The organism is Kribbella sp. NPDC048915 (assembly GCF_040649595.1).
GTDB lineage: Bacteria > Actinomycetota > Actinomycetes > Propionibacteriales > Kribbellaceae > Kribbella.
Genome location: NZ_JBEZFT010000033.1, coordinates 27580 through 49536, shown reverse-complemented (window position 1 = coordinate 49536; position 21957 = coordinate 27580). Strand labels below are relative to the sequence as shown.

Here is a 21957-nt window from a genome sequence, read left to right as displayed (position 1 = left end):
GTGTCAATTTCAGAAAGGTCGGGCATGCAGGTCCACCAGTACGACGTTGTCATCGTCGGCGCGGGTGGCGCCGGGATGCGCGCGGCTCTCGAGTCGAGCAAGCGCACCCGCACCGCCGTACTCACCAAGCTCTACCCGACCCGTTCGCACACCGGCGCCGCGCAGGGCGGTATGTGCGCCGCGCTCGCGAACGTCGAGGAGGACAACTGGGAGTGGCACACCTTCGACACCGTCAAGGGCGGTGACTTCCTGGTCGACCAGGACGCGGCCGAGGTGATGTGCCGCGAGGCGGTCGACGCGGTCCTCGACCTGGAGAAGATGGGGCTGCCGTTCAACCGGACCGCCGAGGGCAAGATCGACCAGCGGTTCTTCGGTGGTCACACCCGCAACCACGGTGAGGCCGTCGTCCGGCGCTCCTGCTTCGCGGCCGACCGGACCGGTCACATGATCCTGCAGACGCTGTACCAGCAGTGCATCAAGCAGAACGTCGAGTTCTTCAACGAGTACTACGTTCTCGACCTGCTGATGACCGACGGCAAGGCCAGCGGTGTGGTCGCGTACGAACTGGCCACCGGCGAGCTGCACGTGTTCAACGCGAAGTCGGTGATCTTCGCGTCCGGCGGCTTCGGCAAGGTGTTCCGCACCACGTCGAACGCGCACACGCTGACCGGCGACGGCATGGGCATCGTGTGGCGCAAGGGCCTGCCGCTGGAGGACATGGAGTTCTTCCAGTTCCACCCCACCGGCCTGGCCGGCCTCGGCGTACTGCTGTCGGAAGCCGCCCGTGGTGAAGGCGGGATCCTGCGGAACAAGGACAACGAGCGGTTCATGGAGCGCTACGCCCCGACCGTGAAGGACCTGGCGCCGCGCGACATGGTCGCCCGCGCGATGGCGAACGAGGTCCGCGAGGGGCGCGGCTGCGGCCCGGACGGCGCGTACGTGATGCTCGACCTGACCCACCTGGAGCCGGCCCACATCGACGCCAAGCTCCCGGACATCACCGAGTTCGCGCGCACCTACCTGGGCGTGGAGCCGTACACCGAGCAGATCCCGGTGTTCCCGACCGCGCACTACGCGATGGGCGGCATCCCGACCAACATCAAGGGCGAGGCGCTGGCCAACAACGAGGACGTCATCCCGGGCCTGTACGCCGCCGGCGAGGTCGCCTGCGTGTCCGTGCACGGCGCGAACCGCCTCGGCACCAACTCGCTGCTCGACATCAACGTGTTCGGCCGCCGCGCGGGCATCGCCGCCGCGGAGTACGCCGAGACCGTCGGCTTCGAGGAACTCCCGGCGAACCCGGAGTCGTACGTCGTCGACCTGGTCGAGGGCCTGCGGAACTCGCCGGGCGAGGAGCGGATCGCCGCGATCCGGTCCGACCTGCAGGCCACCATGGACCTGAACGCCCAGGTGTACCGCACCGAGGGCTCGCTGAAGCAGGCCCTGGTCGACATCGAGGCGCTCAAGGACCGGTTCAAGAACGTCGGCGTCCAGGACAAGGGCAAGCGGTTCAACACCGATCTGCTCGAGGCGGTCGAGCTCGGCTTCCTGATCGACCTGGCCGAGGTGCTGGTGGTGTCCGCGCTGGCCCGCAAGGAGTCCCGCGGCGGCCACTTCCGCGAGGACTACGACAAGCGCGACGACGTCAACTTCATGCGGCACACGATGGCGTACCGCGAGGTCGATGCCGACGGCAACGTGAACATCCGGCTCGACTACAAACCGGTCGTCCAGACCCGCTACAAGCCGATGGAGCGCAAGTACTGATGGACGTCAAGGTCAAGATCCTGCGGTACAACCCGGAGGTCGTCGACGAGGCGGAGTGGAAGACGTACGCCGTCACGCTGCAGCCGACCGACCGCGTCCTGGACGCGCTGCACAAGATCAAGTGGGAACAGGACGGCACGCTGACCTTCCGGCGCTCCTGCGCGCACGGCGTCTGCGGGTCGGACGCGATGCGGATCAACGGCCGCAACCGGCTGGCCTGCAAGACGCTGATCAAGGACCTGAACCCGGAGAAGGAGATCACCGTCGAGCCCATCAAGGGCCTGCCGGTGCTCAAGGACCTGGTCGTCGACATGGACCCGTTCTTCGAGGCGTACCGCTCGGTGATGCCGTTCCTGGTCACCAGCGGCCACGAGCCGACCCGGGAGCGGATCCAGTCGCAGGCCGACCGGGACCGGTTCGACGACACCACCAAGTGCATCCTCTGCGCGGCGTGTACGACGTCCTGCCCGGTGTTCTGGTCCGACGGACAGTACTTCGGCCCGCAGGCGATCGTCGGCGCGCACCGGTTCATCTTCGACAGCCGGGATGAGGGCACCGAGCAGCGGCTGGAGATCCTGAACGACTCCGAAGGCGTCTGGCGCTGCCGGACCACCTTCAACTGCACCGAGGCCTGCCCGCGCGGCATCGAGGTGACCAAGGCGATCCAGGAAGTGAAGCGGGCGCTGATCTTCCGCCGGGTGTGAGGTTGGCACTCCGGTCGCATAAGATTCCTCCGCCGACCTGACCCTGCATCGCGGGGCAACACCTGCGCCTTGGGGGGTGACTGTGGAGCCGCGCCTGCGGGAGCTGACCGACCGTTCCTACCGTCGCCTGGCCGAAGTGCTGGAGCGCTGCGGGCTGCCGCGCAGTATGCCGCCGTTCCTGGTCCTCGGGGTGCTCGCGGCGACCACGTCGATCGTGCTCGCGCTGGTGGACCTGACGTCGTCCGGCGCCGCCGCCGACCCGCCGATCGCGATCACCCCGGCCGCCGCGGGGCGGGCCGGCACCGAGGTGGTGAACTCCAAGCGCGCGCAGGTCTCCGCGGTCACCATGGTCACCCGGAACCGGTGGGCGGCCGGCTGGACCGACTGCACGAGCGGCCCGACCTGCCGGTACGCCGCGGTCGTCGACCGCGACGGCGCCCGCGCGATCGCGCCCGAGTGGCCCGTGCCGTACGTGACGCTGCGCTCGGGCAAGGAAGCGATCGCGGTCGCACCGCCCGTCGAGGGCACGCTCAGCGGCGGCGAGACGATGATGTTCCGGCTGACGTACGACGGACCGGTGCTGACCCGCCTGCGGTACGAACTGCCCACGTCGACGTTCGGGCCGGACGAGGTCCTCACCGACCGGATCGTGCCGGGCTCGATCGTGGTGGTGAACCCGGCGGAGTCCACGGTCCGCAAGCTCGAGACCCGTGCGTCCCGCTCGCCGATCTGCGACCAGAGCGGGCGCTGCTGGATGCTGGCCGGGGTCGCGCGCACCGACATCCTCTGGACCGACGACGGCGGCCGCACCTGGGACTCCCGGAACCTCGACCGGCACAACCAGCTCGGGCGGATCGCGGTCAGCCCCGACGGCCGGACGGTGCTCACCACGGCGGTCACGGTCGGCGCGACCGGCCAGAAGGTGTCCAAGATGCAGTTGTCGACCGATCGCGGCGCGACCTGGACGACGGTGAAGAGCGCGCCGCAGAGCCTGAGCGCGTCGCCGCTCGCCTTCAACGACGGGACCGCGCTGCTGTTCGGCGGCGGCCCCGGTGACCGGCCGCGGTTGTTCCGGGTCCGGGACGGCGTCGCGAAGCTCGACCGCGGCTACCCCGGCGACCTGGCCGACCTGGCCGGCGACGCCGGCCTGATGTACGGCTACGAGGTCCCGAAGCGCCGGACGACCGAGGTGGCCGTCAGCACCGACCAGGGTGCCACTTGGAGCAAGTTCGCCCCTCGCTAGTGGTGCTTGCCGGCGCCCTTGAGGGTCTTGTCGACGGCGTTCTTGGGGCCGTAGAGGGCGATGCCGACGAGGTCGAGTTCCGCGGTCCGGACCGCCCGGACGGCGGCGCGGTTGTCGCGGTCGTTGCCGGTCGCGAACAGGTCCTGGGTGAACACCGAGTGCTCGATCCCGCGCCCGAGCGCCCGCTCGTGCGCGGTCGCCATGAACTCCTTCGACCCTTCGAACACCATCACCGGCTGGCGGAACATCGGCAGGTACCGCACCCCGTCCCCGTCCTCGTACGGCTCCCCCATCGCCTCGGGATGCGTCCCCGCGATCCCGCTGACCAGGAACGCGGTCACGTTCAACCGCTGCCATACCGCCAGATCGTCCCGCAACAACACCGCGATCTTCGTATCGAACTTGATTGGCTCATCCACACCCGAAATCGTCACCACCCGAGCCCGCGCGCGTCTTGTACGTTCTTAACCGCCGCTCAGCAGTACGGCGGGTTCGAGGTGACGGCGGTGCAGACGCGGAGGTAGAGGTTGAACATCCGGTAGAGCTGGAGCATGTCGGCCTCGAGGGTGACGGTGCGGTCGTCGCGGCGGGTGACGCCGGGGATCGCGGTGAGGTGGGAGGCGACGGAGGCGGACTGCCAGCGAACGGCCAGGGTGCGAGGGCCGGTCGGGCGCGCCGCTTGTGGGAGGTCGGCGAGGGCGGCGGCCGCTGCGTCCTCGATCGCGGCGCGCGACTCCGCGACAGGGACCAACTGGGCGGCGAAGCGATCCTTGGCGAACTTGACCGGTACGGTCGCCACCGACGGGTCCCACGCCTTCATCTCGTTGCAGGCCGTGTCGTCGCCGGTCAGCAGCGCCACCGGTACGCCGTACGCCGCGGCGGCCGCGTGGAACAGGCCGATCTCGCCGGTGACCTCGTCGTCGAGCCAGATGTCCTCGATCTCGTGGCCCATGAAGCTGTGACTCAGGACGCCGAGCACACCGGCCCGGGCGTGGAAGCCGACGCAGAGCGCGGCGTCGTACTCCGGGGTGAGGCCCTCCATCATGCCCATCGGCTTCGGACGGCCCTTGATCAGGCGGACCCGCGGATCGATGAGGTCGGGCAGCAGGTTGCGCATCGGGCCGTGCGCGTCGTTGACCAGGACCTCGGTCGCGCCGGCGGCGTACGCGCCCCGGACGGCGGCGTTCACGTCCTCGGTCATCAGCACCCGGGCCCGCTCGTAGTCGCGGCCCGGCGGCTGCACGTCCTCCGCGTCGACGACCCCGGTGATGCCTTCCATGTCTGCGCTCACATACACCTTCACAGGCAGCAGCGTATGTTCTGACTATGAGCGGTCGCGCCACGGTCCGGGCGTGGCGGCCCCGACTGGCCGGGGTCGTCGAGGTTCTGCACGCCCACTTCCCGTCGCACGCGTACCCGAGCCACACGCACGACGCATGGACGGTGCTGATCGTCGACGAGGGCGCTGTCCGGTACGACCTGGACCGTCACGAGCACGGCCTCGCCCAGGCGCAGGTCTCGCTGTTACCGCCGCACGTCCCGCACGACGGCCGCTCGGTGCCGCCCGAGGGCTTCAGAAAACGTGTTCTGTACCTGGCGCCGGACCGCCTCGGGACCGACCTGATCGGTGCCGCCGTCGACCAGCCTGAGTACGTCGACCCGCTGCTGCGGCACCGCATCCACCAGTTGCACGGCGTACTGCGTGACGGCAAGGAGGACCTGGAGGCGCAGAGCCGCCTGAGCCTCATCGAGGAACGCCTCGACCAGCATCTGCGGAAACAGGTCGGGAACACGCCACCCCGGCACGACGCCGGGATCGCGTCGCAACTGCGCGAGCTACTGGACGAGAACATCCGCGACGGGATCACGCTCGACGACGCGGCCAAGCTGGTGCATGCGCACCCGGCGCATCTGGTCCGCGCATTCAGCCGCGAGTTCGGGATGCCGCCACACCGGTACCTGACCGGCCGCCGCGTCGACCTCGCCCGGCGCTATCTGCTCGACGGACGCCCCGCGGCGGAGGTGGCGACCCTGTCCGGGTTCTACGACCAGTCGCACCTGACCAGGCACTTCCGGAAGATGCTCGGCGTCACACCGACGCGTTTTGTGGCTCCTCGCTGACCTTCTTCGACTCCTTGTACGCCCGCCATCCCCACTTGCCGAGCACGACCGCGATGGCCAGGTTCACCACGATCAGGATCGAGTGCGCGACGTAGTACCCGGTCGGGCGGTCCTCAGGGGTCTCGATCAGCGCCTTGATGAACCGGAGGTAGGTGACCACGTTCCAGGTCGCGATCCCGAGCAGGACGAACGCGTGCTTCTTTTCGAGCTTCACCCAGCCATTGTGGCTCAGACGTTGTGCGGGCGATCGACCATCCTCAGCAGCTGGGTCCGGTTCGCGACGCCGAAGCGCCGGTACAGGCGGGTCAGCTGCGACTCGACCGCCTTCACCGACAGGTACAGCGCGGCGGCGATCTCGCGGTTGGTGGAGCCGTCGCGGACCATCGCGACGATCTGCTGCTCGTTGTCGGTCAGCTCCGACGGCTGCCGGCTGCGGCTCGGTACGTCGAGACGCGCGAGCTCGGTCTCCGCGACCTCACGCCAGGCGGGAGCGCCGTAGGCCTCGAACTGCTCGATCGCGTCCAGGAAGGCGGTTCGGGCCACCGAGCGGCGCCGGGCCTGGCGCGCGATCCGGCCGCGGGTCAGTTCGCAGCGCGCGAGGTCGAGCGGGTACACGCAGGTGCCTGCCCTGTCGACGGTCTGCTCGAGCAGCTCCAGCGCGGCGGCCGGGTCGCCGTTCTTCGCGATCAGCAGGGCTTCCGCGCGATCCAGGCCGACCCTGACCACGTCGCGGTCGAGGTTCTCGGCGCGGGTGCGGATCTCAGCGATCAGCGCGGCCGCGTCCTCCAGCCGGCCGGCCGCGACGAGCGCCTCGGCGTAGTCCGCGTGCCACGGGATCACCGCCGGGTCGTACGGCATCGCCGCCTCGCCGGACTCCCCGATCGCGTCGAACGCCTCGACCGCCCGCTGCGGGTCGCCGGTCAGTACGCCGAGCATGCCCAGACTGGCCAGCGCCGGGCCGGTCCATTCGTCGTTGCCGACCCGCTTCACCTCGGCCAGCGCGGCCTCGGCGAGCTCGCGGCCCATGGCCGCCGTACCGCCCGCCCACTCGGCGCGGCCGGCGATCACCAGGCCGACCTCGGTCTCGTCGCCGATGTCCCGCATCAGCTGGTAGCACTCGTGGCCGGCGGCGAGCGCGTCCGCGCCGCGGCCGCTGCGCTCGTAGATCGCCGTCGCCGAGATCAGCACCGACGCCAGCCAGCGCATCGCGCCGAGATCGCGGACCTCGTCGGCCAGCGCGCTGATCCCGGCGATCGCCTCGGCCGTCCGGCCGCGGAACAGCGCCTGCATGGCGGCCATCTGGCGCGCGTTGACCGTGGCCTTGGTGAGCGGCAGACCGTGCGCGAGCTCGGCGGCCTGCAGCAGAACGGCGTCCGCGGAGTGCTCGGCGTCGCGCGCGATCAGGACCGAACTGGCAGCGCTGAGCGCGTCGACGACCGCCTCGGTGTCGCCGACCGAGCGGGCAAGTTCCTCGGCGATCCGCGCGTCCTCCTGCGCGTCGTCCAGGCTGCGGTCGAAGTAGTGGCTGTTGCTGCGCATGATGCGGACCCGGGCCTCCAGCCGCGGGTCGCCCTGCGCCGCCTCGAACGCCTCGGAGAGCAGCTCGACCCGCCGGTCCCGCTCTGCCCAGTCGACGTCCGCGCAGTGCAGCAGCGCGGGCACCTTGGTCGCGGGCGTGGTCGCGGTCTGTACGGCGAGACGCGCCATGTCGGCCGATTCCGCGAGATGACCGGCTGCCGCCGCGTCGTCGGCGGCCCTGGTGAGCCGGCGGGCACGCTCATCGGGCTCCGTGCACGGTGTCCGGTCCGCGCTCAGGCGCCACAGAGTCGCGGCGGCACCCGGCGCCCCGCGGCCTGCGGCCACCGTGGCAGCCTCCTCGATCGCGGCCGCCAGCGCCGGGTCGGCCTCCTGAGTGGCGAGGGCACGGTGCGTGGCGTTCTCCACCGGTTCGTCGACCACGGCCGCGAGCTGGGCATGTGCCTGGCGTCGGGCGGCCGACGTCGCCTCGGCGTACACGAACTCCCGCAGCAGTGGATGGGCGAACCGCAGCCGCTCGGCCGTGATGTCGACCAGCCCGAGGGTCTCGGCCTCGGTCAGGTCGGCCTCGATCGGGCGGCCGAGCGCCGCGGCGAGCTGAGTGGTCGTCGGGCGCGGTGACGATGCCGCGTGCAGCAACAGTTCGTGGGTGCTGCTGGACACTGTGCCGAGGCGGTCGCCGAGCAGCGTCTTCAGGCGGCTCGAGACCGGGAGCGGGTCGTTCGGCGAGACGCTCTTCGGGTGCCGCAGGACGGCCCGGCCGAGCTCGAGCGCCATGAACGGGTTGCCGTCGCTGGCGGTGAAGATGCGTCGCGCCGTACGCACCGGGAGCGGCCCGGCGAGGCGCTGCCGGAGCAGGCCGAGGACGTCGGGCTCGGTCAGCGGCGGCACTTCGAGCTGCAGGAGCGGCTCCGGGCACGCGCCGGCCATCACCGGCAGCTCCCCGTCGGCCACCTGCTCGGTGGCGAGCACCTGCACGCCGTCGGTCAGGCGGCGCGCGCAGAACGTCAGCACCTCGAGGCTGGACGGATCCACCCACTGGATGTCGTCGACCACGATCAGCACCGGCCCGGTGGTCGCGAGCCGGCGCAGCACGTGCAGTACGGCGAGACGCACCGCGAGCTCGTCACGCACCGTGTCCGGCGCGCTGGCCTTCAGCAACGCGACTTCGAGCGGCTGACGGAGGTGGTCGGGCAGCACCTGCCAGGCGAAATCCAGCTGGTGGGAGAGCAGATCGAGAAGCGTGACGTACGGCAGGCCGGCCTCGGCGTTCGAGGGCGCCGCGGTCAGCACCCGGCAGCCGCGCCGAACACGCTCCGCGACCAGCGACCGGGCGAGGGCCGACTTGCCGATACCGGTCGGCCCGTACAGCAGCACGCTGCCGCTGGTCTCGAGCTGCTTCGTCGCACGCTCGACCAGTCCGCTCCGCCCGACCAGCTCGTCGTCAGTCAATACCACTCCTCGAAGGATTACCTTCGCCGATTATCACAGTCGACCGGTGATCGACACGGCGAGTGTCACATGAGGAAATGTGCTGGTCACCATCCTGGCACCCCATACTGCCCGGTTCCGAGCAGTCACGACGGCACGATCGTGCCGGGGCACCGGATGGCCGTTTCGCCCGCGGAGCGGGTCAGCCGGCGGTGATCGCCTGGACGATCAGGTCGTTACGGGCGTTCTGGCCGACCGGGACGGTGGTGTGGACGCCTTCGCGCAGGCACGAGGTCAGCCGGGACGGCTGGGCGGCGAGGTACTCGGCCCAGCGGACGATCTTCAGGTTCGGGTACTTCTTGTCGGCATCGTGGAGCTGGGAGTTGATCCAGGCGCTGTTGCGCTGGTCGGCGACCTGGATCGCGGCCGACTTCGCGGTCCGGGAGATCTGCGTGTTCACCCAGATCACGGTCCGGTTCGCGCCGGCGATCTTCATCGCGCGGTCGACCTGTGCGGCGAACACCGGCGGGTTGAAGATGTCGTTGGTGCCGGTCGCCATCAGGATCCGGCGCGGCAGGCCGTACTTGACCGCCCAGTTCTCGAGCGCGTCGACGGCGGGCGCGGTCGGCCGACCGGACCAGTTGTGCACGGCGAGGGTGATGCCGTGGCTCGACAGCTTGGTCGCCAGCGCCTTGCCGTCCTGGACGGCGATGCTGTCGCCGAACATGCACACCCCGTTGTGATCGCGGACGTAGGTGATCGTGGCAGTGGACGAGATCGAGCGGCCGAGGATCGTCCAGTCCCCCAGCGCGCCGGATCCGTACGGGTCGGCGGCACTGGCGGTCTCCGTCGTGGCCACCCCTGCCACTGCGGCCGCCGCCCCCGCGATCAAGATCTGCCGTCGGTTCGGTTTCAGTTTCTTCAAGTTCCCCACAGCGAGGAACTGTGGGCTATACCAATCGATCCGCGCAAGAGCAGCTATTAGAACGCTATATCCGCACGGTGCGGATTGCAGCTTGTTGCAATCCGCACCGGTTCGGATCTCAGCTGACGGTCAGGATCATGTTCGGTGTGAAGGCCTGCGCATGGTCGGCGTCACCCGGGAACCAGACGCGGTACGCGATCTGTCCGCGGACTGTCGGCTTGATGCCGAACGCGTATGCACCGGACGTGCTGAGCTTCACCGACGCGATCGACTTCCACGCCCGGTTCGCGTACTGCTGCAGGTAGACCGGCCGGCCGTAGTGCGCGGGACCGACGTACCCGCTGAACTTGGTGATCTGGCCCAGCCGGATCGTGGCCGGCGACAGGACCGCCGAAATCGTCGGGGCCACTTGCACGGTCAGGTCGACGGTCCGGGTACCCATCAGGTCGGCGTTGCCGGGGAACGTCATCATGAATACCGACGAGACGAGCGGCTTGTACACGTAGCTGACCGCCCCCGTGGACGACGTCTTCAGGGTCGCAAGCAGTTTGAACGTCGAGGAGTTCTTCGGGCGGACGTACAGGTTGACGGGCAGACCGGCGTACGCCATGTTGTCGATGCGCAGCGTGCTGCCCTTGAGGGTGATCGTGCCGCCGTAGTTCACCTGCGACGCGGTGCTGGTCATCGTGGTCTTCATCCCGAGCAGCCGGGTGACCGCGATCGGGCTGACCTTGCCGCCGCGGTCCTTCACCCAGGCGCCGTACGTGTACGTCACGCGTTGCGCGAGGCCCGTGTTCTTGACGCCGGTCGCCGTCCCCGCGTAGACCTGCGTACCAGTCGTGAGCGTCGGGGCCGTGCTGCCGGAGTTGCGCCGGACGATCACCTGGTCGAGGTCAGGCAGGGCGGGGACCTTCCAGGAGACACTGGCGGCCAGGTAGGCGCCGGTGGCATCGACCGTCGGCTTCGGCGGTGCCACGTCGAGTGTCGAGAAGACGCTGCTGAACGGCTTCAGATCGGCGCCGGTCGTTTCCTTCACACCGCTGACGACAATGCGGTACGGCGTATTGTCGAGGAGCGGGGCGGATGGCGCGATGACGGCCTGCCGGTTCTCGGCGTCGTACGTCACCGCAGCGCCGACCGTCGTACCGTTCCGGCCGTGGACCAGGCGAACCGTCGACGAGTTCACGCTGTCTGCCGTGACGGGCCTGGCGAAGGTGACGACGGGGCGCGAGGTGAGGTCCTGGTTGGTCGTCAGGTCGGCCGGCTGGACTTCCCGGGCCGGGTAGTCGTCGCTCGGGTTGGTGCCCCCGGCTCCGGTCTCCTCGACGGTCAACTGGTACGGCCTGGTGTCGCGCGATCCGTTGGCATTGCGGACGGCAATGTAGGTGCTGCCCGCGGTCGCGCTGACATCGACCGTCGCGGTCAGCGGCGCCCACCCCGACGACGGGAACGGCTTCACGGCGGAGGCCCGGGACTTCAGGTCGCCGTCGTACACGTCGATCCGCGGGCCGAAGTTGACCGCGTACTTGTCGCCGTTGAACTCGGGGCCGGTGAGCGTCACCCGCAGGTTGCGCGGGGCGGCGCTGACGACCTCGTACCAGTCGACCTCGCCCTCGGTGCTGATCGTCGTACTGATCCCGCTCGACAGCGGGATCGCGCGCTCGGGCTGGTCGTTGAGGTCGATCGAGTTGGTCGGGAAGTCCGCCGCCCAGCGGCCGCCGAGCGCGGCGTACGCGTCGAGCACGCCGGCGCCGTAGTACGGGTCGTTGCCGCGCGGGCCGGCGTCGCGGGTGAAGGTCTTGAGGCGCGCCTCAAGCTGGGCGGGCGTGAGGGTCGGCCACTTGTTCTTCACCAGCGCGGCCACCGCGGCGACGATCGGCGCGGCGCAGGAGGTGCCAGTGCAGTACGCGTACTGCGCCGTTGTGCGCCGCGTAGTGCTGACGATGTCCCATCCCGGCGCGGCGATGTCCACCCAGTCGCCGTACGAGCTGAAGTCGGTGAGGACGGCGCCGGCGTTGGTCGCACCCACAGCGATCACCTCGGGGTACGCCGCCGGGTACTGCAGGACGGCACTCCCGTCGTTGCCCGCGGCCGCCACGACCGTGACGCCCTTGGCAACGGCGCGCTTGATCGCGTCGTGCAGCACCGGGTTGTCGCCCGGGCTGGCGAGCGAGATGTTCAGGATCGTCGCGCCGTGGGTGATTGCCCAGTCGATGCCTTCGACAATGTCCAGGTCGTTGGCGACCCCATTGGATCCGGCCACCTTGACCGGCATCGCCTTCGCGCTCCATCCGATGCCGGCGATGCCGATGCCGTTGTTCGCGCTCGCGGCGATGATGCCGAGCGTCATCGTGCCGTGGCCGTTGTCGTCGACCGGATTCGGGCGGGTGGTCGAGGTCGCGTTGTACCCGGGGACCAGGCGGCCCGCGAGATCCGGATGGCTGGCATCGACACCGGTGTCGAGGACCGCGACGACCTGGCTGCCGGTGGTCTTGGTGACGTCCCAGGCCTGGGGTGCGCGGATCGTGTTGAGGTAGGCCTGCTGGAGGGAGCTGGCGTAAGGGTCATTGGGTACGGCGGCCACGTGGCGCCGGTAGCTCAGCGAGGCGAGCTCGACCGTGGGGTCCGCCTTCACCTTCTTGAGCAACTCCTGGGCGCTGACCTTCCCCTTCAGCTTGACGACATCGCCGCCGGTCTCGTCCTCAGCCGCCGCGCCCACCTTCGTCGCCGCAGCCTTCCGGGCCGTGGCGGCCACGCTCTTCTTGAACTTCACCACCACGGCGTTCGGCTCGATGTCCGGCAGACCGGTGCTGTTCCGGGCGAACCCCACCCGCTGCACCCCCGGCTGCGCCGCGGTCCCAGCCGCCCCACCCAGCGCAACCAGCCCACCCGCCACCAGAGCGGCCGAGAGCCCCCAGCCCACCAACCCACGAACACGCACAGCCCACACTCCCACCCACGCCAGACACAGACGCCCGGAGTATGCCAGAGGTCTACACCGGATAGCTCTCCTTTCCCGCTGCCAAAAGCTCCAATCTCAGATCGGCGCCGCGGCCCGCCGGGAATTGGCATCAGCGGGGCGGGTCCGACAGCGCAACTCACCAGGCAGGAGCGCCGCTTCGAATGCTGCGAAGTCGTCCTCCAAGAGCTCCGGTCTCGGTGCGCCACCGGCCGGGCCCGACGTCGTCGTACAGGTAGAGGGTCTGGATCGGCTCGCGGTGATCGGCTGACGGTGATCGGCTCGCGGTGATCGGCTGACGGTGATCGGCTCGCGGGAGCGTTATGCCGAGCGGGGTTGGCGGAGTTGGCGGGGTTCGCAGGGTTCGCAGGGTTCGCAGGGTTCGCAGGGTTCGCAGGGTTCGCAGGGTTCGCAGGGTTCGCAGGGTTCGCAGGGTTCGCAGGGTTGGCGGACGAGCCGCGTGCGGGCCGGCCGCGGATGGTTGATCATCGGGCATCGTCGCGGCGACCTTGACGTCGCCGCCGAACAAGTACGGGGTGACGCACTGGTCGTCGCGGCTGTTGGGGCGGCATCCGCGGATCGGGGACGCCACGGTCGCGCGGGCGTGGCGTGAGTTCGGGGTGCAGCCGTGGCGGTCGGAGTCGTTCCGGTTGTCCACCGACCCCGACCTGGTGGCCAAGGTGACCGATGTGGTCGGGTGGTACCTGGCGCCGCCGGACAACGCGGTTGTGTTGTGTGTGGATGAGAAGTCACAGATCCAGGCACTGGATCGCACCGCGCCGATCCTTCCCTTGCAACCGGGACCGGCCGAACGCCGCTCGCACGACTATGTCTGGCATGTCCGGTATGTCCGGTATGTCCGGCAGGTCCGGCAGGTCCGGCAGGTCCGGCAGGACCCTGTTCGCCGCTGCGACGGGTTGGTGCCAGCGCGAGGTGACGACCTTGTCGAGATTGCCACCGGCCAGGTCACCGCCGCGTGCAACCACAGGCACCGTCACCAAGTTCCTGGCCTTCCTCAACAGGTCGCCCGCGCCCGCCCAGGCCGCGAACTGCACCTGGTGATGGACAACTACGCGGCCACAAACACTCCAAGATCAAGGCCTGGCTGACCGACAACCCCCGCGTTAACGTGCATTTCACACCCACTCACGCATCCTGGATGAACCGGGTTCAAAGTCTGGTTCTCCATCATCGAACGCCAGGCCACCACGGCACCTTCCGATCGTCCATGACCTCAGCGCAAAATCCAGGCCTTCATCACCGGCTGGAACAACCGATCACACCCCTTCGTCTGGACCAAGACCGCCGACCAGACCCTCAACGAAGCCAACCGTCAGAAGACCGCAGCCGCAGGGCACTAGCCCATCGGAACCTGCGCACACATGGAGCCGTGGGTGCCGATAGCAACGCCGCACGGGTCGGACCTCGAGATCTCGCAGGGTGGGGTTGACCCGAGGCGTCAGTCGGCTGCGGCGAAGGCGTCGGCTTCCCGGAGAGTCGCTTCGTTGGATCTCCACCACGCAGGGGTGCCGGCACTGACGGCTGGCACGGCTGGCACGGCTGGCACGGCTGCTTCCGCGTGACCTGCGGCGTCTGGTGCACCAGGTGCTCCGTCGGGCATACCGGTTGCACTGCCGTGTGTACGGTCTGCCGGATTGCCGAGGGGATTGGCGGGCGTGTCTGCCCAGACGTCGGGTTCGGGTGCTGCGACGTCGGACGTTCCGCTGGGGTTGTGGGTGCCGATGGCACTGTCGCACGGGTCGGCTGCGTTGTCCTTGGTTCGCACTGCGACGTTGTGGGTTCGCGCTGCGACGTCGTGCCACGGTACGTCGATGTCGCAGTCCACGGCCCCATGACACGTACCCGCGGCGTCCTCGAGCGTGCCCGGTACGCCGCCGGGCGTGCCGGGTGCGCCGCCGGGCGTGCCGGTTGCGCCGCCGGGCGTGCCGGTTGCGGCGTTGGGCGTGCCAGGTGCGCCGCCGGGCATGACAGGCGCGCCGTTGGGCGTGCCGGGTGCGGCGCCGGGCGTGCCAGGTGCGCCGCCGGGCATGACAGGCGCGCCGTTGGGCGTGCCCGGTGCGGCGTTGGGCGTGCCGGTTGCGGCGCCGGGCGTGCCGGTTGCGCCGCCGGGCGTGCCGGTTGCGGCGTTGGGCGTGCCGGGTGCGCCGGGCGGCTGGGTCGTGGCGTCGGGCGCGGGTGGGTGTACGCCTGGTGATTGTGGTTTGCGGCGTTTGCGTGCCGGTGGTGGTTGAGACCAGGCGGGGCGACTGACCTGAACCTCACCGTTGACGATGGTGATGTGCCAGCGGCCGGCGTGCAGATCGACGTGATGGCGACGGCACAGCAGCGCCAGATTCGAGACCTTGGTCGCGCCGCCGTCCAGCCACGAGATCAGATGATGCGCATCGCACATGACCGGCGGCGCCCCACACACGACACAACCCCGGTCACGGGTGTTCAGCGCATGCCGCATCGCCTTGGTGACCAGCCGCTCACGACGCCCGACATCCAGCGGCTCGGAGTTCGCACCGAGCACGATCGGGATGATCGCAGCGTCACAGGCCAGCCGCCGGATCGCCGCCGCCGACAACCCGTCACCATACACGGTGCGGCCGACCGCGTCAGCGGTCGCGGCGATCAAGTCGTTGAGGTCGATGGTGATCGTGATGTTCGCCTTCGCCCCATACCCCGGCACCACACCACCCCTACCGGCATCGGCCCCACCCTTACGGGCGCCCGCATCGCCCAGCCCGCCACTCACGCCGCTACCGCTACCGCTGCCGCTGCCGCTGCCGCTACCGCTGCCGCTGGTGGTGGTGGTGGTGGCGCTGCCGCCGGCGGTGTTGCCGGCGGCGGTGTTGACGACGGTGGTGTGTGCTGCGGTGGTGTGTGCTGCGGTGGTGTTGCCGGTGGTGGTGTTGTGGGTGTCCCAGGCGGTCGCGGCCAGGGTGAGCGCGGTGGTGAGCGCGTCGGCCTGGCGCTTCTCACGCGACCGCGGGTCGAGTTCACCGTCACCGGTCTTGTGGGGGCGGGCACCGGCGTGGATGACCGCGCGGAGCAGCTCGGCGTTCTCGTTGGCCAGATAGCCACGGAACTTCACCCCGTTGTCGGCCGGTGTCAACGTCAGCGACTCCCGCGCGGCCGCCTTCTGCTCCTCGGGCTCGGGACCGTCGGAGTCCAGCAGGTCCGCGATCTCCTTCGCCGCGCTGCGCAACTCACCCGGCGACAGGTGCCCGGCCAGCCGCACCAATTGTTCAGCCGCGGCGTCGAGCTGTTCCACCGGCACCCGCGACCGGACCCGGTCCAGGCCGAACACGATCGCGGCCGCCTGCCCGGACCGCAGCAACCACCCACCACCATCCACACCGCCATCCGCACCGTCCGCGCCGGCCTGGCCGCCATCCGCGCCGTCCGCACCGTCCTGGCCGTCACCCATGCAGTCAGCGCCGTCAGCGCCGCCATCCGTACCACCGACGGCATCCGCACCGTCTGCACCGTCTGCACCGTCTGCACCGTCGTGGTCGGTGCCGTTGGCAACGTTCGTCGCGTCGGCTGTCGTTTCGGCTGTGTTGTCGGTTTCGTCGGTGGTGGGGTAGGCGGCGGTTTCGTTGAGGGCGTCGGCGACGGCGGGGTAGGTGGTCATCGTCTGGGCCAGGCGCAGCATGCGCCGCGCGGCCGGCGCGTCGTGGCGGTAGCGGAAGCGGAGCAGTTCGGCGGTGTCGCGGGCACCGAGTTCTTGGGCGTAGCCGGTGTTTTCGATGGCGGCGACGACCTGGAGGCGGTAGGTGTCCAGGCGGGCGAGGTCGGTCTCGAGCGCGTCGAGAGTGGACAGCAGTTCGCTGCCACTCATCGACCACACCGGCCGTTCGCCCAGGAGTTCCATGCCGTCAACTGTAGGCACGGCCTCCGACAGTTTTCGAGCTCGATTCCCTTTATTTTGTGGGCTGTTTGTGAGCCCACACCAGCAAACACCCAGCCCACACCCAGCCCACACCCCAGCCCACATCGGAGGCCCTGACCTCGGGGCCGCACTCGAGCTCGCGCCCCCAGTTGCATCGCGATCTCAGGTGCCAGATATCCCTCGCCGGGTGCCGTTGGTTCGCGATCGAGCTCGTCGCGCCGGCGACACAGAGGCTCGTGGTTCGGGGTTTGCGTGCGGTCTCCTGCCGCTGGCCCCGATGACGTTGCCTGTAGCAACCGTTTGTGGAGCCAGGGCTAGCACGGCTGCGGACACCGCCCAGCCCGGGCTGGGCTTCAGTGCCAGATATCCATTCGGATGCCGTGCCGTGGATCAGTCGGCGGTGATATAGCCAGCGGTGATCTGGTCTGTCGGTGTTCGGCACGCGGTGACGATGCGGCGTGGTGACGCGGCGTGGTGCCCTGGCGCCCTGGCGCCGTGGTGGCGGGGTGGCGGGGGGGTGATGGTACGGCGTGGCGGTGTGGCGCCGTGGTGGCGGTGTGGCGCCGTGGTGGCGGCGTGGCGGCGCGGCCGGGCGTGGCGGTGTGGTGCCGTGGTGGCGGCGTGGCCGGGCGTGGCGGTGTGGTGCCGTGGTGGCGGTGTGGCGGCGCGGCCGGGCGTGGCGGTGTGGTGCCGTGGTGGCGGTGTGGTGGCGGCGTGGCGGCGCGGCCGGGCGTGGCGGTGTGGTGCCGTGGTGGCGGCATGGTGCCGTGGTGGCGGCGTGGTCAGGGTTCCGCCCTACGGTGGGTCTACCCACGGTGTTGTGGGTTCCGCACCCTTCACACGGGTCAGGAACCCACAACACGATGGGTGAACCCACCGTGCGGGGACGCGTGCGGTCGTCCAGCGTGCGCGTCGAATCGGGCAGCCGGACTCACCCACGGATCGGTCACAAGAGCCAGGTATCTCGCGGGTGCCGTTGGTCGCGATCGAGCTCGTCGCGCCGCCCACGCAGAAGTTCGTGGTTGGAATTTGCGTGCGATCTCCTGCCGCAGGCCCCGATGACGGTGCCTGTAGCAACCGTTGTGGAGCCGGGGGTCGCGCAACGGCGGACACCGACCAGCCCGGGCTGCGCTGAAGGGCGATCTCGGATCGTCAACGAGCTGGGCAGGTGGTGACCGTCACGTGGTGCCGCCATGCCCAGACACCCCTGGCGCGCCTGGCAGATGGGCTGGCAAGCGAATGGGCCAGCAAGCGGCTGGCTTGGCAAGCAGTTGGGCTGACCGCTGTCGTGTGCGCGAGGCCGGTGCTGCGGAGGTACGGCTGGGGCAACGCGTGGTTCTCGTCCGACCGAGCGCGCTGGGGCGAACTCGCGCTGACCAACAGATTGGCGTGACTCGTTGACGCGCGGGCCAGACTGGTTCGGTGACGCGGGGGCCAGACTAGCTCGCTGACGCAGGGCCACACTGCCTCGGTGACGCGCGGGCCAGACTAGCTCGCTGACGCAGGGCCACACTGGCTCGGTGACGCGCGGACCAGACTGGCTCGCTGACGCCGGTCCGCCGATGTTGACGCGTGAGACCCAACGGCCGCCGCGGCCAACGGATTCGGGGCCGTCAGTCGGAAGCGCCGGTCACTCCCACTCGATGGTGCCCGGGGGCTTGCTGGTGACGTCCAGGGTTACGCGGTTGATTTCGTCGACCTCGTTGGTGATGCGGGTGGAGATGCGTTCGATGACGTCGTACGGGAGGCGGGCCCAGTCGGCGGTCATGGCGTCTTCGCTGGTGACGGGGCGGAGGACGACGGGGTGGCCGTAGGTGCGGCCGTCGCCCTGGACGCCGACCGAGCGGACGTCGGCGAGGAGGACGACGGGGAACTGCCAGATGTCGCGGTCGAGGCCGGCGGCGGTGAGTTCGGTGCGGGCGATCAGGTCGGCGGCGCGGAGGATGTCGAGGCGTTCGCGGGTGACCTCGCCGATGATGCGGATACTCAGGCCGGGGCCGGGGAACGGGTGCCGGTAGACCAGCGACTCGGGCAGGCCGAGCGCGAGGCCCAGCTCGCGGACCTCGTCCTTGAACAGCGTCCGCAGCGGCTCGATCAGCGAGAACTGCAGGTCGTCGGGCAGACCGCCGACGTTGTGGTGGGACTTGATGTTCGACGCGCCCGCACCGCCGCCGGACTCGACGACGTCCGGGTACAGGGTGCCCTGGACGAGGAACTCGATGTGCCGCTCGGCGTCGAGCTTGCGAGCGGTCGCCTCGAAGGTGCGGATGAACTCGCGCCCGACGATCTTCCGCTTCTGCTCCGGGTCCGTGACGCCGGCCAGTGCGGCGAGGAATCGCTCCTCCGCGTCGACGACCTCCAGCCGGGTGCCGGTGACGGCGACGAAGTCCTTCTCGATCTGCTCGGACTCGCCGGCGCGCTGCAGCCCGTGGTCGACGTACACGCAGGTCAGCTGGTCGCCGATCGCCTTGCTGACCAGCGCCGCGGCGACCGCGGAGTCGACGCCGCCGGACAGCGCGCACAGCACTTGCTTGTCGCCGACCTGCTGGCGGATCAGCTCGACCTGCTCCTCGACGACGTTGGTCGTGGTCCAGTCGCCCTTGCAGCCGGCGATGTTGTACAGGAAGTGTTCCAGCACCGCCTGGCCGGCCTGCGAGTGCAGGACCTCCGGGTGCCACTGGACGCCCGCGAGCCGCCGGTCCAGGTCCTCGAATGCGGCCACCGGCGCGCCCTCGGACGCGGCGAGTACGGCGAATCCGGCCGGCGGCGCGTGCACCGCGTCGCCGTGGGACATCCACACGTTCAGGTCCTCGGGGATGCCGGACAGCAGCGTGCCCGCCTCGCTCACGGTGACCGGGGTGCGGCCGAACTCGCGCAGGCCGGTACGGCGGACCTCGCCGCCGAGCGTCTGTGCCATGGCCTGGAAGCCGTAGCAGATCCCGAACGCCGGGACGCCGGCCTCGAACAGGTGCGAATCGACCCGTGGCGCGCCCTCGGCGTACACCGACTGCGGACCGCCGGACAGGATGATCGCCTTCGGCTGTTTGGCGAGCATCTCCTCGACCGGCATCGAATGCGGCACGATCTCGGAGTACACCTTCGCTTCGCGCACCCGGCGGGCGATCAGCTGCGCGTACTGCGCGCCGAAGTCGACGACCAGGACCAACTCGTGCTGCGGGATGTCGTGGGCCACGCGCAAAGCCTATCGGTGCAGGTCAGCAGGGCTGTAATCCGCCGGACGCCCACCCGGACGCCCACCTGCCGGGCGCCCGCTCGCCGGACGCCCGGTCGGCTGCGGGCCGCTCACCGGACGCCCGGTCGGCTGCGGGCCGCTCACCGGACGCGCGCCCGGCAGCGGCTCGTTGGTGACCTCGAGCCCGGGGAACCGGCGACGCATCGCGGCCTCGTGCCGGGCGGCCGCGGCGGGCGCGCCGATGAAGTCGGCGATCGGATGCGGGCCGAACCACAACCGGACCCGGCGACGCGTCGGGAAGCTCACAGCACGCGACGCTAGTGGCGCGAGGTGTCCGTGGTGTTACCGCGCGTTACGACCCGGAGACGCTTCGGCGCCCGGAACGACAGCAGGTCGATCATCGGCGGCTCCTCGACCAACCGCACCGCCGACAGCACCGGACTGGCACACTCCAGCGCCACCCGGGTCTCCATCCGCGCCAACCCAGCCCCCAGACAGCGGTGGACACCGATCCCGAACGCAAGGTCCGCCGGTCCGCCGTGACCGCTCAGCCCCAGCAGTACGGGCGCACCCGCCGGTACGTCCACCTCACCGAGGGTCGTCGCGTCGGCCGTGATCCGGCGCCAGGTCGGCACCGACGACGCGTCCCGCAGTACCTCCTCGACCGTCTCCGCAGGATCACCCGGCGCACCCAGCGAGCGCCGAAAGGCCGTCGAGATGAGCTGCGTCGTGGTCTCCTGCCCGGCGATCAGCAGGAAGTACCCGACCGCGCACACCTCTTCGTCCGTCAGCCCCAGCCCGACCATCGCCCCGAACAGGTCGTCGCCGGCCGTACCGCGCGCAGCCGCCGTACGCGACCTGAGCCACGCGTAGAACTCCGCCGCACTGTGCGCGAGCTCCAGTTGCCGATCCGCGTCCGGCGTACCCCAGAACAACTCCAGCGAGTCCAGGCTCCACGCCTTCAGCGCCGGTACGTCGACATCCGTCAGCCCGAGCAACCGCAGGACGACGAGGGCAGGCGGCTCGGCGGCGATCGCCTGGACCAGATCCACCTCCTGACCGTCCGCCAGCGCAGCAGCCGCTGCCTCCACTCGTACGGCGTTGAGCTCCCGCGCGTACGACTCGACCGCAGCGACCCGCGCCGGACTGAAGAACCGAGCCACCGCGGCACGGATCGGCCGGTGCGACTCCCCCGCGTTGTTGGCCAGGGTCGGCGGCAGAGCGAACCCGACGCCCGACAACACCCGCAACGCCTTCACCGACAGCGGTGTATGTGCGAGTACGGCGTTGTCCGGCCGGAACGTCCGCGGATCGAGCATCACCTCGCGCGCCAGCTCCGGGTCGTCGACCACCCAGTAGCCGAGCGTCTCGTCGTACCGCGCCGGGCAACCGTTCATCGACCGCAGCCGCGCACTCGAGCCACGCCGCGGTTCACTCGAACCATCCCGGTGCGGCGGCAACGAAGTCTTTCTGGCTCATCGCCCCTGCCCCAGCAGGGATCCGGCCGATGATCGGCACCCCGGTCGTCGCCGGCAGATCCTCCAGGTTGCATTCCTCGGCGAGGTCCGGCGCCGCCGGCATCGACCCGATCACCAAGCCGTCGATCGGCAGTCCGCGCGACCGCAACGCCTCGACCGTCAGCCCGGTGTGATTCAACGTCCCCAGCCCCGCCCGCACCACCACGACGAACCCGAACGGCGTGGTCAGGTGCTGCGCCAGATCCGCCAGATGCTTGCCCTCGGCATCTATCCCGACGAGCAGGCCGCCGGCTCCCTCCACCAGCACGGTCTCGTTCGTCCCGGTCAGCTCGTCGATCGCCCGGGCATGCGCAACCACCGACGGCAACCGCACTCCTTCCCGCCGCGCCGCCGCCGTCGGCGCCAACGGATCCCGCAACCGCACCCCCTCGTGCAACTTCACCAACCCGCTCAACCGATGCACATCGTCCAGATCTGCCGGGTCGTTCACCCCCACCCCGGTCTGCGTCGGCTTCACCACGGCCACGGCCGCGTCCACCCCACCGGCCCGAACAGCCAACGCCGCAGTAACAACGGTCTTCCCCACCCCGGTGTCGGTACCGGTGACGATCTGGATCCGAGGCATCTGCCGAGTGTAGGACGGCGGCCCGCGCGGCCCGGGAGCGAGCCTAGGGATGGACCCTAGGGCGAGTAGTCGAT

At 69.9% G+C, this 21957-nt stretch carries 16 protein-coding genes and 2 pseudogenes; 6 read left to right on the top strand and 12 right to left on the bottom strand.

Features of this window, described 5'->3' with window-relative positions:
* Nucleotides 1-24: 24 nt before the first annotated feature.
* The 3 genes from sdhA to AB0B82_RS18755 all read left to right on the top strand — a co-directional run bounded on the left by sdhA (nucleotide 25) and on the right by AB0B82_RS18755 (nucleotide 3714).
* Nucleotides 25-1767 carry a succinate dehydrogenase flavoprotein subunit gene (sdhA, locus tag AB0B82_RS18765; RefSeq protein WP_360169514.1) on the top strand — a complete coding sequence of 581 codons (1743 nt, stop codon included), beginning with the start codon at nucleotides 25-27 and terminating at the stop codon, nucleotides 1765-1767.
* Nucleotides 1767-2471 carry a succinate dehydrogenase iron-sulfur subunit gene (locus AB0B82_RS18760; RefSeq protein ID WP_360169511.1) on the top strand — a complete coding sequence of 235 codons (705 nt, stop codon included), beginning with the start codon at nucleotides 1767-1769 and terminating at the stop codon, nucleotides 2469-2471. Before sdhA ends, AB0B82_RS18760 begins: the two co-directional genes overlap by 1 nt.
* Nucleotides 2472-2547: 76 nt before the next feature.
* On the top strand, nucleotides 2548-3714 hold the full coding sequence (locus AB0B82_RS18755) for a sialidase family protein (RefSeq protein WP_360169509.1): 1167 nt from the start codon (nucleotides 2548-2550) through the stop codon (nucleotides 3712-3714).
* Here AB0B82_RS18755 and AB0B82_RS18750 read toward each other — a convergent pair.
* Both AB0B82_RS18750 and AB0B82_RS18745 read right to left on the bottom strand, forming a co-directional pair.
* Nucleotides 3711-4133, bottom strand: coding sequence for a DUF2000 domain-containing protein (locus tag AB0B82_RS18750; protein WP_360169506.1), 423 nt, complete (start codon nucleotides 4131-4133; stop codon nucleotides 3711-3713). The genes AB0B82_RS18755 and AB0B82_RS18750 overlap by 4 nt on opposite strands.
* A gap of 56 nt (nucleotides 4134-4189) precedes the next feature.
* Complete coding sequence (locus AB0B82_RS18745) at nucleotides 4190-5017, bottom strand: M55 family metallopeptidase (RefSeq protein WP_360169503.1); 828 nt, start codon at nucleotides 5015-5017, stop codon at nucleotides 4190-4192.
* Between the two features lie 23 nt (nucleotides 5018-5040).
* Between AB0B82_RS18745 and AB0B82_RS18740 the strand changes: the two genes are divergently transcribed.
* On the top strand, nucleotides 5041-5835 hold the full coding sequence (locus AB0B82_RS18740) for an AraC family transcriptional regulator (RefSeq protein ID WP_360169500.1): 795 nt from the start codon (nucleotides 5041-5043) through the stop codon (nucleotides 5833-5835).
* On the opposite strand, the gene AB0B82_RS18735 is transcribed toward AB0B82_RS18740, so the two are convergent.
* The 4 genes from AB0B82_RS18735 to AB0B82_RS18720 all read right to left on the bottom strand — a co-directional run bounded on the left by AB0B82_RS18735 (nucleotide 5804) and on the right by AB0B82_RS18720 (nucleotide 12557).
* On the bottom strand, nucleotides 5804-6049 hold the full coding sequence (locus AB0B82_RS18735; protein ID WP_360169497.1) for a hypothetical protein: 246 nt from the start codon (nucleotides 6047-6049) through the stop codon (nucleotides 5804-5806). The genes AB0B82_RS18740 and AB0B82_RS18735 overlap by 32 nt on opposite strands.
* A 14-nt stretch (nucleotides 6050-6063) precedes the next feature.
* Nucleotides 6064-8823: an AAA family ATPase gene (locus AB0B82_RS18730; protein ID WP_360169494.1), complete on the bottom strand. Its 2760-nt coding sequence runs from the start codon at nucleotides 8821-8823 to the stop codon at nucleotides 6064-6066.
* Nucleotides 8824-9004: 181 nt separating this feature from the next.
* Nucleotides 9005-9661: a hypothetical protein gene (locus AB0B82_RS18725; protein ID WP_360169491.1), complete on the bottom strand. Its 657-nt coding sequence runs from the start codon at nucleotides 9659-9661 to the stop codon at nucleotides 9005-9007.
* Between the two features lie 184 nt (nucleotides 9662-9845).
* Entirely contained in the window at nucleotides 9846-12557 is a 2712-nt protein-coding gene (locus tag AB0B82_RS18720; protein WP_360169488.1) for a S8 family serine peptidase, read from the bottom strand.
* A gap of 546 nt (nucleotides 12558-13103) precedes the next feature.
* On the opposite strand from AB0B82_RS18720, the pseudogene AB0B82_RS18715 reads away from it, so the two are divergent.
* Nucleotides 13104-13516: pseudogene (locus AB0B82_RS18715) on the top strand (IS630 family transposase); the annotation flags it as partial.
* On the opposite strand, the gene AB0B82_RS18710 reads toward AB0B82_RS18715, so the two are convergent.
* Nucleotides 13436-13741: a hypothetical protein gene (locus AB0B82_RS18710; protein WP_360169583.1), complete on the bottom strand. Its 306-nt coding sequence runs from the start codon at nucleotides 13739-13741 to the stop codon at nucleotides 13436-13438. The pseudogene AB0B82_RS18715 and the gene AB0B82_RS18710 sit on opposite strands and share 81 nt — an antisense overlap.
* On the opposite strand from AB0B82_RS18710, the pseudogene AB0B82_RS18705 reads away from it, so the two are divergent.
* A pseudogene (locus tag AB0B82_RS18705) lies at nucleotides 13736-13860 on the top strand (transposase); the annotation flags it as partial. The gene AB0B82_RS18710 and the pseudogene AB0B82_RS18705 sit on opposite strands and share 6 nt — an antisense overlap.
* A gap of 285 nt (nucleotides 13861-14145) precedes the next feature.
* Here AB0B82_RS18705 and AB0B82_RS18700 read toward each other — a convergent pair.
* The 5 genes from AB0B82_RS18700 to bioD all read right to left on the bottom strand — a co-directional run bounded on the left by AB0B82_RS18700 (nucleotide 14146) and on the right by bioD (nucleotide 21883).
* The gene (locus AB0B82_RS18700; RefSeq protein WP_360169485.1) at nucleotides 14146-16569 is read right to left on the bottom strand and encodes a DUF222 domain-containing protein; all 2424 of its coding nucleotides are present in this window, start codon (nucleotides 16567-16569) and stop codon (nucleotides 14146-14148) included.
* Between the two features lie 1648 nt (nucleotides 16570-18217).
* Nucleotides 18218-19768 (bottom strand): glutamine-hydrolyzing GMP synthase, encoded by a 1551-nt coding sequence (guaA, locus tag AB0B82_RS18695; protein WP_360169580.1) that lies wholly within the window; start codon nucleotides 19766-19768, stop codon nucleotides 18218-18220.
* A gap of 21 nt (nucleotides 19769-19789) precedes the next feature.
* A complete protein-coding gene (locus tag AB0B82_RS18690) occupies nucleotides 19790-20086 on the bottom strand; it encodes a hypothetical protein (RefSeq protein ID WP_360169482.1) in 297 nt (98 codons plus the stop codon).
* 11 nt (nucleotides 20087-20097) lie between these two features.
* Nucleotides 20098-21177, bottom strand: coding sequence for a hypothetical protein (locus AB0B82_RS18685; RefSeq protein WP_360169479.1), 1080 nt, complete (start codon nucleotides 21175-21177; stop codon nucleotides 20098-20100).
* A gap of 34 nt (nucleotides 21178-21211) precedes the next feature.
* A complete protein-coding gene (gene bioD / locus AB0B82_RS18680) occupies nucleotides 21212-21883 on the bottom strand; it encodes a dethiobiotin synthase (RefSeq protein WP_360169477.1) in 672 nt (223 codons plus the stop codon).
* Nucleotides 21884-21957: the final 74 nt, after the last annotated feature.

Excerpts from the sequence above, each read along its gene's own strand:
- AB0B82_RS18760 (WP_360169511.1), top strand. The coding sequence starts at position 1,767 with ATGGACGTCAAGGTCAAGATCCTGCGGTACAACCCGGAGGTCGTCGAC.
- sdhA (WP_360169514.1), top strand. The coding sequence starts at position 25 with ATGCAGGTCCACCAGTACGACGTTGTCATCGTCGGCGCGGGTGGCGCC.
- AB0B82_RS18685 (WP_360169479.1), bottom strand. The coding sequence starts at position 21,177 with ATGAACGGTTGCCCGGCGCGGTACGACGAGACGCTCGGCTACTGGGTG.
- bioD (WP_360169477.1), bottom strand. The coding sequence starts at position 21,883 with ATGCCTCGGATCCAGATCGTCACCGGTACCGACACCGGGGTGGGGAAG.
- AB0B82_RS18700 (WP_360169485.1), bottom strand. The coding sequence starts at position 16,569 with ATGGAACTCCTGGGCGAACGGCCGGTGTGGTCGATGAGTGGCAGCGAA.
- AB0B82_RS18740 (WP_360169500.1), top strand. The coding sequence starts at position 5,041 with ATGAGCGGTCGCGCCACGGTCCGGGCGTGGCGGCCCCGACTGGCCGGG.